The sequence below is a fragment of the Neobacillus sp. NPDC097160 genome (assembly GCF_044762155.1).
GTDB lineage: Bacteria > Bacillota > Bacilli > Bacillales > Cytobacillaceae > Neobacillus.
In genome coordinates this window covers 57,999-71,059 of sequence record NZ_JBIWDU010000019.1, presented here as the reverse complement: position 1 = coordinate 71,059, position 13,061 = coordinate 57,999, and the positions used below count along the sequence as shown (strand labels likewise).

The following is a 13,061-nucleotide window of genomic DNA, read 5'->3' as shown; positions in this document are numbered from 1 at the left end:
TCCATAAATATTTATTATAAATGTTTTAAAGTAATCATCAATAGCTGTTAATAAAGTTGGAAAATTTGTCACTAAATTGGAAGAGGTTTGTAAAAAATGATTTTACAAATGGTAAAGGTTAATATGGTAAGAGTATGTACATTTTTTACTCATTGAAAGTGAGCGAAAGAAGGGTATTATTTATGGAAAAAGTGTGGGCAAACGTAGAGGCGCTATTACTAGCAGATACTCCAGAGACATTTGTGACGAGGCAGATTTCAGAAGTGAATCTTGAATTCGGGGGCATTAGAGGGGATCGTCATTTTGGAATTACCAGTAAGGCTGATTCAAGACAGCCTATGTATCCAAGAGGAACTGAGATCCTAAACCGCCGCCAAATAACGATTGTGTCAGTGGAAGAATTAGACAGGATTGCTGAAGAATTAGGAGTTGAATCAGTAAGGCCAGAGTGGTTAGGGGCTAATCTCCTAGTAAAAGGATTTCCTGAATTAACTAAACTCACGATGGGATCACGAATCCTGTTTCCAAGTGGTGCAGGTTTAATTTGTATGGGGGAAAATCAGCCGTGCACCTTACCAGGGGAGGAAATTCAAAAGCATTATGAAGATCACGAAAAGCTGGCCTTCCGTTTTGTGCGTGCCGGTTACAAGCGACGGGGAATTGTCTGTGCAGTTGAAAGGCCAGGACCCATTCACGAAAGGGACGAAGTTCAGATTCTGATCAATGATTTTAACAATCCTATGCAATAATAGGTGCTTGACACGTATTATCTCACAACCTCAAACAGGACGGCGATGCCGATTCCACCGCCGCTTCCAATGGCTGCGAGGGCGTATTTTACCTCTTTTCGCCGTTGCACTTCGTAGAAAATTCTTGTGACTATGATGGCGCCGGATGCTCCGTACGGGTGTCCGATTGTTAAGGCTCCGCCGCTAACGTTAAGCTTGTCATAGGGAATCGAAAGTTCCTTAGCACAGGCGACGATTTTTGAGGCAAAGGCCTCATTGATTTCAATCAAATCAATGTTTTCGATCGTTAGCGCATTTCTTTCCAATATAGCTTGGATGGCTGGAATAGGTGCTGCTCCCGGATAGTAGGGATGGACTCCGGCAACCTCACTGTCGACAAAGCGAAGAACTGGCTGAAAGCCGAGACGATGAGCGGTTTCCTCCTCCATCACAAGCACTGCTGCGGCACCATCATGAATGCCGCAGCTGTTGGCGGCTGTAACGGTGCCGTTTTCTTTAGAAACAATTGGTTTTGCCCGTTTTATTAATGCTTCCATGTTTCTCTTTTTAAAAAGCTCTTCGTCCTTGTCCCAATCAGAAACAGGAATGATCTCTTCAGCATATAAACCTTTTTCAAACGCTTCCCAGCTCCGTTCATAGCTCAGAAGGGCAAATTCATCTTGTTGCCATTTACTGATTCCGTATTTTTTGGCGACATATTCAGCTCCCTCCAGCATATCCGGGTCACCGATATTGTCTGGAGAAAAGCGGGCTCGCTTATGAAAAGGCGAGGTGCTTGAACTTTCGACCCCACCGGCGATATAGCATAGTCCCGCACCACCCTGAATGAAATAGCACGCCAACCGGATCGCTTCGAGACCGGCGCTGCATTGACGGTCGAGCATTAAACCGGGCACGGAAAGAGGCAGCCCTGCTTCTAAAGCTGATAACCGTCCGATGTTTCCGCCCGGTCCCGTTACATTTCCTAAAATCACATCTGCCACTTTTTCTTCGATTCCGGCTGCCAGCTGGTGGAGAACAGGAGCTGCTAGTTCATGGGGCTGTAGTGTGTGCAGCATGCCATTCTTTTTACCAATCGGCGTGCGTTTCGCTTGGACGATTACGGCTCTTTTAATGGTTCGTCACCTTGCTTTCAATAAATTCTTTCACTTGCGGACGGGCAATTTTACCGCTTGTTGTATACGGCATTTCCTCAATGAAAAACCATAGGCGCGGGATTTTAAAGGAGGATAAATGCTGTCTGCAAAATCGTTTTAGCTCGATTTTTGAAGTAGTTCCTTTCACGACTGCCGCGGCAACCTGGCCCCAGTAAGGATCGTCAATACCGATAACTGCTACTTCTTCGACATTCGGGTGGGCACTAATGACTTTTTCAATTTCTTCAGGAAAAATATTGATTGCTCCGTATAAAATCATATTTTTTTCCCGACCGGAGAGATAGAGAAAACCATCCTCATCTAAATATCCCATATCATCGACCGTTATCCAGCCATTTTCATCATAAATATAATGGATTCGCCGATGACCGGTATGATCGCTCGCTTCATTTTTATCTAAATATCCAAGGAAAACCATCTTACTTTTTACAAAAATTTTCCCAGGTTCATTCGGTTGTGCAAGCTCTGAGTTAGAACGACGAATTTCAATTTCTACTTGATGACAGGGCCTGCCAACTGACCCTGGTTTCCGGATATTATCCTTGTCGGTTAACACTGTAACAAAACTCAGTTCACTCGCCCCATAGAATTCATACATCGAAAAACGTGGAAACATCCGCTGTATCTGCTGCTTGGAATGCTCCTCCCACTTTGCCCCGGAGGAAAGAATTTTAATCGGTTTATCAACGCTCTGTCCTTTCGCAAGTAAGGCGGCGATCATGGTCGGCACGACATAGACAGCGGTGATAGACTGTGATTCGATTAATGATAGGGTTTTGGCAGGAGAGAATTTTTCGGGAAGATAGATGCTCCCTCCCAAATATAAGGTACTAATGGCTCCATACAGGAAATGGGAATGAATGAGCGCACCTGGAATGACAACATGATCGTCTTCGTTCAGCTGAAAATCAATTCGGCTGCAGTCAAAGCTTGCCACCCATGAGTTATGCGATCGAATGAATGCTTTCGGCTGCCCAGTTGTGCCCGAGGTAAATCCCATATAAAATGGGAGATTTCCCTCCGCAACCGTACTCCTATTTATGGAGGCATGTTTGATTTCTTGAAGACAATCTTCCCATAACAGGACGGCTGGATGGAGGTGCTTGACTTTTGGGTACAGCTCGCTCGTTGTAACGAGAATGGAAGGGCCGGATAGTGTTAATCGGTTTTGCAGTTCTACTTCCGTCCATTTCATATCGAAGAGGACAGAGGTCCAGCCAGCGGTGGCCGCCCCCGTGAAAAGCTGAAGGAAGGAGGCGCCGTTTGGCAGCAACATACCCAATGTTTGATTAGAAAGCTTAAGCGAGTCAAGCCAATTGGCAGTCTGGTTTACCAGATTAGACCACAGGCGATAGCTAATTTTTTCAGTTCCCGTTTCAATCGCGATTTTATCTGGAAAAAGCTGAGCGGATTTTATGTAAGTTTCCGTAATGGCAGGCAAAGGATATACCTCTCTTTATCATATTCTATTAAAAGTCTAAACCAAAAGCTGATAAAAAACTATCTTGAGCCTCAACTCCCAACCCTGCTATGGAAATAAATTTAGATAACAAGCCGTAGTCACCTAATAAAGGCGGTGAGAGCAGGGCTAGACTTCACATCTTTCGTCTAGTGAAATGGGTATTTCACGTTAACTGGTTAATGTGATTCATTTTTGCGGCGCTCCGCCCCTTTTTCACAGAAAAAGAGACACATTAAAGTGTCTCAGCGTTTTTATGCACGTTCCGTTTAATGACAGGGGATTTCAACAGCCTGTGAACAAGGAAGGATGCAAGGGTTGCCTTTATAAGATCTCCGGGAACGTAAGCCAGACTAGTTAGGATTGCCTTATTAACAGGAATATGCAAAATAAAAGCCTGTACAGGAATACCGATTAAATAGAGCAAAAATATTCCTACTGTCAGGTTTATCAGTAATATGTAGCCCAATTTTAATTTGCTAAAACGAGATATTAAATAACCGACGCAAAAAGCGGTAAGAGGGTAGGCAAATAAGTAGCCTGCGCTCGGTCCGACAAATACAGCTGGGCCGCCGCGGCCGCCAGATAAAAGCGGTGCACCGGCTGCCACAACCAATAAGAAAACCGTCATGCTCATGGCTCCAAGGCGCCCGCCCAACACTCCACCAGCTAGCAGTACACCTAATGTCTGGATGGTAATCGGTACAGGTGTAAATGAAAGCATGATGGGAGGAATAAATCCTAAAACTCCCATAAAAGCCGCTAGTAAAGCAACATATGTAATATCTAAAATCTTCATCGTCCATCTCCCAATGCATATTATATATTTTCAATTTCATTTTATAAGGGAGATATAAACATTGTCAACTTAATTTTTAATTTGGTTAACATTTTAAATATGGACACCAAAATCACCAATTGGCAAAGGGAAACCTTCACGAATGGAAGGTCTATTTGCATTAGGGGAGAAACTCCTGATGGACAAAGAGAAAAGCGGCGGCTGGTGAAAGATTCCCTGCCGCTTACTTTGACAAAATTCGGGTGATTCTATGCACGAAAATCTATTTAATTATTGGAGGAACCTATGGGATCGAAGCTAATTTTTGATATAGATCCATTAAACAGAGAAATCAGTATTCTTTCTTCATTAAATAGAAAAGAATGATTTAGCATTATAAAAAACGTGATGATAAACCTCATCTATTGAAAGCTTCTTGATTTGGGAGATGATTTTAATAGATTCTTTCATCATGGAAGGATGAGTCATTTTTCCAGTGAAAGGTCCTTCAAAAGGCCATGGACCATCTGTTTCGACCATGATTTGTTGAAGAGGATAGAATTGAACGAGCTGTTGAATCTCCTCTTCATACAAAACATCGGGCGTGACAGAAATGTAGTACCCGTTTTCTGCCATTCGCTTTATCGTTTTGGAATCACCTTTGAACCAATGGAAATGGGCTTTTGGAAGGGAGTATCTTTCCAAAAGGTCACAAACGATGGGGGCGTCTTCATAAACAGCATGAAGGATAATAGGTTTTTCTAATTCTTTACTTAGTTTTATAAATGCTTCTAATAGTTCAATGTATGGGCCTCGTTGAAGAGTCGTTAGTTTTTGTTCTTTTCCTAAATAATATGGAAGACCCACTTCACCAATTGCGACCATGTTCTTTTGATTGCTCTTTATCCAATTGAAAAGTTCATCCATTTGTTCCTCTGTAGGAGGCGTTTGTTCAGGATGATAACCGTAAGCAGGCTTAACTTTTGAGTATATCTTAGCAAGATCCATATTTTTTTTACTGGATTCCAAATCAAAAGAAACGGATATGAGTGCTTCTAAAGAAGGGTCCCTTTCAATGATATCCTTTATTTCTTGATTGTTATAATGATCTAAATGAATATGTGCATCAATCATTTTTAGCAACTTAATCACTCTCCTGTTTTTTTGAGAGAATAGTAAATTTTCCTTTTCCATTCTAAGAACTTGTCTTCTAGAAATAGACTTTCCTCTCTTGGGCGTGAAAAAGGAACGTGAAATTCGGCTGCTACTTGAGAAGGTTTATTGGATAAAACAATAATTCGGTCTGATAGAAATAATGCTTCTTCAATATTATGGGTCACAAAAAGGATGGTTCTGCGATGTTCTTCCCAAATCGATAAAAGCCATTTTTGCATATCAAGTCTTGTTAATTCATCCAAGGCAGAAAAAGGTTCGTCCAAACAAATAATGGATTGAGGACTTAATAAAGCTCGAATAAAGGATGCCCTTTGTTTCATCCCACCTGATAATTCATGAGGATACGCATTTTCGTAACCAGATAATCCAGCGATAGCGATCATTTCTAATGCTGCTTCTTTCTCTTTTTTTCCTTGAAGCTCTTGCCCTAGCAAAACATTTTCAAGAATCGTTCTCCAAGGAAGGAGAGAAGTGGTTTGTGGCATATAACTAATAAATCCCCGTTTTCCGTTAATGACTTGATGATCTAAATGAATGGTTCCGTGATCTGGTGAGAGAATTCCTCCGATCAGACTAAAAATCGTACTTTTTCCACTACCTGATGGCCCAAGAATGGAAACAAACTCATTCTTTTCAACTGTGAATGCGAGATTCTTGATCACTTCATTCTTGTCAAATTGCTTAGAAATATTGGAAACCTTAAGATGACTCACTTTCATTTCGCCCCTTTCAACTGCCACCGAACGAGCCAGCGCTCAATAAGAGCAATGATTGAAAAAAATAATAAACTTAATGTCACAATCGCAAATATGGCCACAAAAACTCGATCTGTTCGGAAGGATGAGGATGCAAGGGTCATATACACACCGATACCATCCTTCGCTCCAAGCCATTCAGAAATAACTGCACCCATAACACTGTAGGTAGCGGATATTTTTAAACCTGAAAAAAGGGAAGGAAGGGCATAGGGCAGCTCCAGCTTCCAAAATAATTGCTTATTCGATGCTCCTGCCATAATCATGTAATGCTTTAACTCATTGGAAGTTTGCTTAAATCCATCTAAAGCGGCAACCGTGATGGGAAAAAAGCAAACGAGCGTGATGACGATCATTTTGGGTAATAATCCAAAGCCAAACCAAATCACTAAAAGAGGAGCTAGGACGATAATCGGAATGTTTTGCGATATGATGAGCAACGGATAAATCGATTCCCGAATGAAAGGAAGTAAGTGTAATAGAATAGCCGTAAGTAGACCGATTAGTAAACCTAGTGCAAATCCGAGTAAAGATAGTTTGATTGTTGATAATAAATGTGGGTAAAAGTTAGACCAACCATCAAAACCCTCATAAAATATTTTTGTCGGAGTGGGTAAAAGCCAATTTGGAATTTCGGATATAATTGCAACCGTTTCCCATACAATGAATAAAAGGAGGAGAACCAGTAATGGTCTCCACCCTTTCGATATGATTTTTATCATTATCTATATTTCTCCGTAAGTTGACCCATGGAGATGCCAGATGGTTGGTACAAAACTTTTATTTGGGAGATAACGTTACTGCTGCCCATCTCAATCATGCGATCGTTCATTTTCGTGATAACCTGCAGTAATTGCTGTAAATCGCCTTCCATTGTTGTTTCAAGAGGATGTACCTCGAATTTTACCCCTGACTCTTGAATCACTCGGATTGCTTCATCTACATAAGGAATAACACTTTCGCCATTTTTTGTTTTTGGTATGATTTGAATACTGATCAGTGAATTTGTCATTTCATAACCCCCTTATTGTGGTAAAAATTGATTTGTAAATGCTTCTTTGGAATCAAGCTTTTTCTCAAGAAGTCCATTGTCAAACATCCATGAAGCATAATTTTCCCATACTTTTTGTTTTTGCTCGCCCCATCTCGGTGCATCATCTTGATATTTAGAGGCTAACCATTCTTGACTTTTCTTAACAAGCTTTGGATCCAAGTCAGGCACTGCTTTAATTAAAATGTCAGCAGCATCGGATGGATGTTTAATAGCAAATTCATATCCTTTAGAAACAGCTTTTACAACAGCTTTTACTGTATCTGGGTTTTCTTTAATCATGTTTTCATTCGTTGCGAGAACTGGCGTGTAATAATCGAGTTTATCGGAATAGTCTGTTAAGTACACCATATTGAGCGTTTCTCCACGCAGCTCTGCCTCTACACCAGTCCAGCCATAATAAATCCATGCGAAATCGATGTCTCGTTTCACAGCTGTAAAGAAATCAGTATCTCCCATATTTACAATCGAAACTTTATTCACATCGGCATTTTCTTTTTTCATTAATGAAGAAATAACAGATTCTTCAACAGGTGAGCCCCAGCCACCGTATGTTTTACCTACAAAGTCCTTTGGTGTAACAATGTTCTTCGAAACTGGTGAGGCAAAACCAGATGTATTATGTTGAATGATCGCTGCTATAGAAACAAGAGGAACGCCTTGTATACGGGCCTGTGTGATCGATTCTTGATAACTTACGCCAAACTCTGATTTACCTGAAGCCACAAGCTGATCTGCTCCAGCATCACCTGGCATAATGATGTTCACATCTAATCCTTCGTCTTTAAAATAGCCTTTTTCTTTTGCAACATATAAACCGGTATGATTCGTGTTTGGTGTCCAATCTAGTACAACAGATACCTTTTTCAGAGAGTGTTTGTCTTTCTTTTTCGTTTCTGATCCTGAATTCTGATTGCTACAGCCCGCAATCATTAATAATGAACATAATACGATTAACCACTTTTTCATTCCTCTTCCTCCTATGTACATAATTAGAAAAGCGCAAGCGCCCTGGTCAGCGGCGTATGACCTCCTCGAAAAAGCTAACGCTTTTTCTTCGTGCGGTGCTTATGCTGCCGAAGCTTTCCTTGTGGAGCTAGACAATAAAAAAGCACCCTAGTGGAGAACCTAGGGCGCATATAAGCAAACAATTTCAATTGTTCAAGAATATGTTCCCTCCGCTGGTATCAACCAGATCAGGTACTAAGAGTCAACATCTTAAGGATGTAATCTCAACCGGCAACACCGGTTCCCCTACAATTCTAGCTATTAAATTATATTCCCAACTCATTATAACAGAAACCTTTATTTTGACTAGTACAAAATATGGTGATTTGGTAGAAAGGAGTGAAACCAAGAACAAATAAACAATTAACTAGTAAAGAAAATCCAGTCACAATAGCCAAAAAATTAACATCGTCTAATATCACTTCGGAAGGATTCACAATATTTTTGGAACTTTTTGATTAAGGATGCTAATGACAAGAAAGATATTAGAAAATGAAACTAAAATAAATTCAAAACGTATGGAAGGATAAGATTCCCATAAAATATGAAAGGTATTTTGTTGATTTTAGTATAGGAAGATATTTTTTAGGGGGAGAACATATGGACGTTAGTGAAATTATCGTGTCGATAACACCTAAAGAAGCAAGTGAGAAGATAGAAGAAGCAATTGTAAATGGAAGTATTTCAGGTACATTAATTGACCGCTATCATCGTTCAATCGGGAATTTCGAATTCATAGTATTAGTGTTTGAAAAATATTATTTTCGCTCAGGTAATCGTGGTTCCATGACCATTACCATCGATAACTTGGAAGGGGCTGCAAAAGTACATGCAGCAGCATCAGGCACTGCCCAAGGAGCAATCTTCCGGTTTGATTGGGGGGCGGGGAACAGTTTTATTAATAGTGTCATAGATACTTTAGAACCGTTTAGAGCAAAATAAACTATATTGTAGCAAAAAATGTATGCCGGCTGTTGTTCCAAAGGAATTACAGCTTTTTTTGTTGGCCGTTGTCAAATCAATCATTTAAAGGTTTCGCATTACACTCTATTCTCTAATTAATCATGTATCACATTAGAAATTGCTTGGAGTCAGAATCTCAAAAAAATATCCGGCAATAGGCCGGATAAAAAAATATATATTAAAAGGGGGTTGAAAGGCTATGAAAAGATCATGTCCGATTCATGTATTCATCATAATCTCTAGAAATGAACAAATTATGAATAAACCATTAAAAGTGTTTAAAATCATTAAAAACAAAATATATTGACAAATCAGAATTTAGAAATAATAATATAGGTTATTACTAAAATTTGCTAAACACTTCTTCATTAATCTCTATAAAATGTAAACGCTTAATCTAGAAAGGGAGTTAATTAATCATTATTCTTTAATGGTAATTTCTAATTTAAGGGAGGGCAACATGCAGGCAATATATAAGGAAATAATTCGATGTAAGAGCCTTGGTTTAGAGGGTGTTCTTGGAACAATTATTTCTACACAAGGTTCCACTTATCAAAAGACCGGCGCAAAATGCTTTATAGCAGGAGATGGACAGTTTACTGGACTGGTAAGCGGAGGGTGCGTTGAGGGTGATTTAAAAGAGATCGCTTTTCAAGTAATCGAAAATGGACAGCCTAAAATCGTAAATTATAATTTTCAAGGTGAAGGAGATCTTTTATGGGGGCTGGGCTTGGGATGTAATGGCAAAATGAATATTTTGCTAGAACCATATTCTCCAATTCGAGACTTGGCGAAATCAGAACAAATTGAAAACTGGTTTAAACTTGGCTTATGCAAAACGATTCACAGTATTACCATCACGAAAGCAGAGAATCCAAATTTGGTTGGTAGTAAATGGTTAGTTGACCCGGAAAACCAGGAATATTATCACATTCCATTTAAAGGAATTATTAATGATTTTTTAGACACAATGGATTCACGCCCGAACTGTACATTAGCACAAATTGGTGGGGAAGAAGAGTTTCAAGTTTTTTATGATACAATTGCTCCATCTCCACGAATTGTCATATTTGGTGCCGGGCCGGATGCCATACCATTAGTACAGATGGCAAAGAACATAAAATGGCATGTCACTGTAATGGACCATCGCCCTGCTTTTATAAATCAGAAGAACTTTCCCGAAGCAGATGATTTAATTTGTTATAATCCCGGAACAATACCTAATGTAAGACTTGATGAAAATACGTATGTTGTTATTATGTCGCATCATTTTTCACAAGATCAGATGATGTTAAAAGAAGTTTTAAATTCAGAAGCAGCCTATATTGGTTTGTTGGGACCAAGAAAAAGAACATATGAATTAGGTAATGGTTTGGGATTAAATAATCATCCTAATCAACATAGAATCCATAGTCCCATTGGTTTGGATATCGGATCGGTAACCCCGGAGGAAATTGCATTGAGCATAATAGCGGAAATTTCAATGGTTTATCGCGGTGGAACGGGTAATAAGCTAACAAAAGGGGCTTTTCATTTCCCTAGCAAGGAGGACGAACAATTATTGAAAGTGTAAATGGCCATGTATGGGCAATCATTTTAGCTGCTGGATTTTCGACAAGAATGGGAAAGCCTAAATTGCTATTGCCTTATAAAGGAAAATCACTACTACGACATGCGATTGAAGAATGTCTAAAATCCCATTTGGAAGGGATCATTGTTGTAGTGAATCCACTTATAAAAAATCTTGTCAATGAGGCACGAATAGAAGGGGTCAGTAAAATAATATTGAATGATCAGTCAGAAAAAGGAATGTCAACTTCCGTCAAAATAGGACTCAGATCTTTACCAGAAACTGTACAATCGGTTATTTTTTTGTTGGGAGATCAGCCATTAATGTCATCAGCAGAAATTAATACAATTATTAAAGATCACAATCGTAACCAGGGCTTCTCGATAATTCAAGCTAAATATCAAGGGATCAAAGGGCATCCTGTCTTATTCAAAAAAAACCTGTTTCCGCATTTAATGAAAATTAATGGGGATGAAGGGGGAAAATCAGTAATAAAAAAATTCGAACATCAAGTTTATTATTCTGAGATGAATAGAAAAGCGATACCCGATGTAGACACCCCTAGAGACTATCAGTTATTAATGGAAGGTGAAACTGATTAACGAACGGTAATGAGGCATGATCTTCCACTTGAATTATTATTAAAGAAATTATTGAAGATTCAGAATTATATTGACAACGTTCTTTGCTATATATTATCATGGTCATAGTGGTAATATTTTTAAATACACCTATATAGTTAGCACCAACTAACGTTGTTTTTAAGTAGAATGATATTTTTGTTCTGCTTATAAATTTAATTTTAATGTTAGTTTGTACTAACTACCAAAGGGAGGTAAAGTATGTTCGAGGAATTAATCCTTAAAAATGAATTTGCTCACGTTTCTGTAAAAGTAGATCTTTCTTCCAACGGCATTAGACTTATGATCAAGGATATACGAACGCAAAGGGTTATCTATCTTGATCCACTTGAACTAGAAGCCTTGGCATGGTGTGATCATAAAGATCTTCATCCTATACTTGACCCATCAATCAGCCATTGGAAGGGGAAGGGTCATTCTACTAATGAGCCGGTTTTAAGTTATAAATCATAATTAAGAAAATGAGCAGGATTTCTCCCACTTGATAGAAAAGTTACCTCCAAAAAAATGTTCTACAAAATATGTAAAGCAGGTGAAGGATTAATGTTAAATACGATAAACATTAGTGATTATGTTAAAGAGGGTGCTGTTCACGGCAAGATTTACACGGATCCAGCCATTTTTAAAATGGAAATAGATCGGATTTTCAGTAAAACGTGGGTATATGTTGGGCATGAAAGTGAGATCGCAAACGCAGGTGATTATAAAACAACCAAAATTGGTTCACAGCCGGTCATCGTTACACGAAGTGCAGATAGCGAGCAGATTAATGTTGTCTTTAATCGGTGCAGGCATCGGGGCGCATCGGTGTGTCAAGATGAATGCGGCAACGCTCATGTACTTAGGTGCGCCTATCATGGCTGGACCTATTCAAACAGCGGTAAACTTCTTGGTGCTCCTTTTCAGGATGGATATGGGGAGGATTTCAACAGGGAGGAAATGGGGTTGATTCAAGTTCCTAGAGTGGAAAGTTACCGTGGATTTATTTTTGCTAGCTTAGACGAGAATGTCAAACCATTGACAGAGCATTTAGGAAATGCCATGCCATACATTGACTTTGTTGCTGATTCTGGTCCTGAAGGAATCGAATTATCTGCAGGTAAGCACAAGTATTTCCTTAATGCTAACTGGAAGTTCCAAGTAGAAAATACAATCGATCCCTATCACCTAAGTTTTGTACACAAAACGTTTTTTGATATTATTGCGAAGCGGACAGGTGAGAAGATGAAGTTCGCTAAGATGCATAAGGAAGAAAAGGTATCAGATCTAGGGAATGGGCATTCATTATACGAATTGGGGGGGGATTTAAATATCGGCGCTCTTCCATTTAATTTAATTATCTTCCCAAATCTTAGTCTATTGGGCTCGCAAGTCCGGGTCATACAACCTGTATCAGTTGAACGGACAGAAGTGATGCTCTATCCGATTATGTTAAAGGGTGCATCAAAAGAAGTTAACGCGCAACGTCTGCGAACTCACGAAGGTTTTTATGGGCCAGCAGGATTTGGCAGCCCGGATGATGTCGAAGTTGCCTTTGAACGGGTAAAAGAGGGACTGAAGGCTGAAGGAAATGAATGGTTAGTAATCAGCCGCGGGTTGAATAGGGAACAGATCGATGAAAATGGAGTTATTACCGCTAATTCGAGTGATGAAGTATCGACTCGGGCGATTTATAAGGAATGGAAGCGTCTAATGGAAGTGTAACTGTTTCGACAATGTACGGAAAAAAATCTGATTAAGAAGGGAAGGGGAAA

The 13,061-nt window shown here is 39.4% G+C and carries 14 protein-coding genes and 1 riboswitch; of the genes, 6 read left to right on the top strand and 8 right to left on the bottom strand.

Annotation, left to right across the window (positions count from 1 at the left end):
* The first annotated feature begins 182 nt into the window (after window positions 1-182).
* Window positions 183-749 carry an MOSC domain-containing protein gene (locus tag ACIQXV_RS23655; protein WP_402962820.1) on the top strand — a complete coding sequence of 189 codons (567 nt, stop codon included), beginning with the start codon at window positions 183-185 and terminating at the stop codon, window positions 747-749.
* A 17-nt stretch (window positions 750-766) separates the two neighbouring features.
* Here the strand turns inward: ACIQXV_RS23655 and ACIQXV_RS23650 are convergent, their stop codons facing one another.
* The 8 genes from ACIQXV_RS23650 to ACIQXV_RS23615 all read right to left on the bottom strand — a co-directional run bounded on the left by ACIQXV_RS23650 (window position 767) and on the right by ACIQXV_RS23615 (window position 8,094).
* A complete protein-coding gene (locus tag ACIQXV_RS23650; protein ID WP_402962958.1) occupies window positions 767-1,864 on the bottom strand; it encodes an acetyl-CoA C-acyltransferase in 1,098 nt (365 codons plus the stop codon).
* Window positions 1,860-3,347 carry an AMP-binding protein gene (locus tag ACIQXV_RS23645; RefSeq protein ID WP_402962818.1) on the bottom strand — a complete coding sequence of 496 codons (1,488 nt, stop codon included), beginning with the start codon at window positions 3,345-3,347 and terminating at the stop codon, window positions 1,860-1,862. Before ACIQXV_RS23645 ends, ACIQXV_RS23650 begins: the two co-directional genes overlap by 5 nt.
* Before the next feature lie 253 nt (window positions 3,348-3,600).
* Window positions 3,601-4,164, bottom strand: a complete 564-nt coding sequence (locus tag ACIQXV_RS23640; protein ID WP_402962815.1) for a biotin transporter BioY — start codon at window positions 4,162-4,164, stop codon at window positions 3,601-3,603.
* Window positions 4,165-4,512: 348 nt separating this feature from the next.
* A complete protein-coding gene (locus ACIQXV_RS23635) occupies window positions 4,513-5,277 on the bottom strand; it encodes a TatD family hydrolase (RefSeq protein WP_402962955.1) in 765 nt (254 codons plus the stop codon).
* 14 nt (window positions 5,278-5,291) lie between these two features.
* Complete coding sequence (locus ACIQXV_RS23630; RefSeq protein ID WP_402962812.1) at window positions 5,292-6,032, bottom strand: ABC transporter ATP-binding protein; 741 nt, start codon at window positions 6,030-6,032, stop codon at window positions 5,292-5,294.
* Window positions 6,033-6,034: 2 nt separating this feature from the next.
* On the bottom strand, window positions 6,035-6,796 hold the full coding sequence (locus ACIQXV_RS23625) for an ABC transporter permease (RefSeq protein ID WP_402962809.1): 762 nt from the start codon (window positions 6,794-6,796) through the stop codon (window positions 6,035-6,037).
* Window positions 6,796-7,086 (bottom strand): thiamine-binding protein, encoded by a 291-nt coding sequence (locus tag ACIQXV_RS23620; protein WP_402962807.1) that lies wholly within the window; start codon window positions 7,084-7,086, stop codon window positions 6,796-6,798. Before ACIQXV_RS23620 ends, ACIQXV_RS23625 begins: the two co-directional genes overlap by 1 nt.
* A gap of 12 nt (window positions 7,087-7,098) precedes the next feature.
* Window positions 7,099-8,094 (bottom strand): ABC transporter substrate-binding protein, encoded by a 996-nt coding sequence (locus ACIQXV_RS23615; RefSeq protein ID WP_402962804.1) that lies wholly within the window; start codon window positions 8,092-8,094, stop codon window positions 7,099-7,101.
* 187 nt (window positions 8,095-8,281) lie between these two features.
* A riboswitch (TPP riboswitch) is annotated at window positions 8,282-8,391 on the bottom strand.
* A gap of 342 nt (window positions 8,392-8,733) precedes the next feature.
* Here ACIQXV_RS23615 and ACIQXV_RS23610 point away from each other — a divergent pair.
* The 5 genes from ACIQXV_RS23610 (at window position 8,734) to ACIQXV_RS23590 (ending at window position 13,011) form a co-directional block, all read left to right on the top strand.
* Window positions 8,734-9,075, top strand: a complete 342-nt coding sequence (locus ACIQXV_RS23610) for a DUF6054 family protein (RefSeq protein WP_402962802.1) — start codon at window positions 8,734-8,736, stop codon at window positions 9,073-9,075.
* Window positions 9,076-9,556: 481 nt separating this feature from the next.
* Window positions 9,557-10,669: an XdhC family protein gene (locus tag ACIQXV_RS23605; protein ID WP_402962799.1), complete on the top strand. Its 1,113-nt coding sequence runs from the start codon at window positions 9,557-9,559 to the stop codon at window positions 10,667-10,669.
* A complete protein-coding gene (locus tag ACIQXV_RS23600) occupies window positions 10,654-11,268 on the top strand; it encodes a nucleotidyltransferase family protein (protein WP_402962952.1) in 615 nt (204 codons plus the stop codon). Before ACIQXV_RS23605 ends, ACIQXV_RS23600 begins: the two co-directional genes overlap by 16 nt.
* Before the next feature lie 240 nt (window positions 11,269-11,508).
* Entirely contained in the window at window positions 11,509-11,760 is a 252-nt protein-coding gene (locus ACIQXV_RS23595) for a hypothetical protein (protein ID WP_402962796.1), read from the top strand.
* Between the two features lie 90 nt (window positions 11,761-11,850).
* Complete coding sequence (locus ACIQXV_RS23590) at window positions 11,851-13,011, top strand: aromatic ring-hydroxylating oxygenase subunit alpha (protein WP_402962794.1); 1,161 nt, start codon at window positions 11,851-11,853, stop codon at window positions 13,009-13,011.
* Window positions 13,012-13,061: the final 50 nt, after the last annotated feature.

Excerpts from the sequence above, each read along its gene's own strand:
- ACIQXV_RS23655 (WP_402962820.1), top strand. The coding sequence starts at position 183 with ATGGAAAAAGTGTGGGCAAACGTAGAGGCGCTATTACTAGCAGATACT.
- ACIQXV_RS23640 (WP_402962815.1), bottom strand. The coding sequence starts at position 4,164 with ATGAAGATTTTAGATATTACATATGTTGCTTTACTAGCGGCTTTTATG.
- ACIQXV_RS23635 (WP_402962955.1), bottom strand. The coding sequence starts at position 5,277 with ATGATTGATGCACATATTCATTTAGATCATTATAACAATCAAGAAATA.
- ACIQXV_RS23625 (WP_402962809.1), bottom strand. The coding sequence starts at position 6,796 with ATGATAAAAATCATATCGAAAGGGTGGAGACCATTACTGGTTCTCCTC.
- ACIQXV_RS23620 (WP_402962807.1), bottom strand. The coding sequence starts at position 7,086 with ATGACAAATTCACTGATCAGTATTCAAATCATACCAAAAACAAAAAAT.
- ACIQXV_RS23615 (WP_402962804.1), bottom strand. The coding sequence starts at position 8,094 with ATGAAAAAGTGGTTAATCGTATTATGTTCATTATTAATGATTGCGGGC.
- ACIQXV_RS23610 (WP_402962802.1), top strand. The coding sequence starts at position 8,734 with ATGGACGTTAGTGAAATTATCGTGTCGATAACACCTAAAGAAGCAAGT.
- ACIQXV_RS23605 (WP_402962799.1), top strand. The coding sequence starts at position 9,557 with ATGCAGGCAATATATAAGGAAATAATTCGATGTAAGAGCCTTGGTTTA.
- ACIQXV_RS23595 (WP_402962796.1), top strand. The coding sequence starts at position 11,509 with ATGTTCGAGGAATTAATCCTTAAAAATGAATTTGCTCACGTTTCTGTA.
- ACIQXV_RS23590 (WP_402962794.1), top strand. The coding sequence starts at position 11,851 with ATGTTAAATACGATAAACATTAGTGATTATGTTAAAGAGGGTGCTGTT.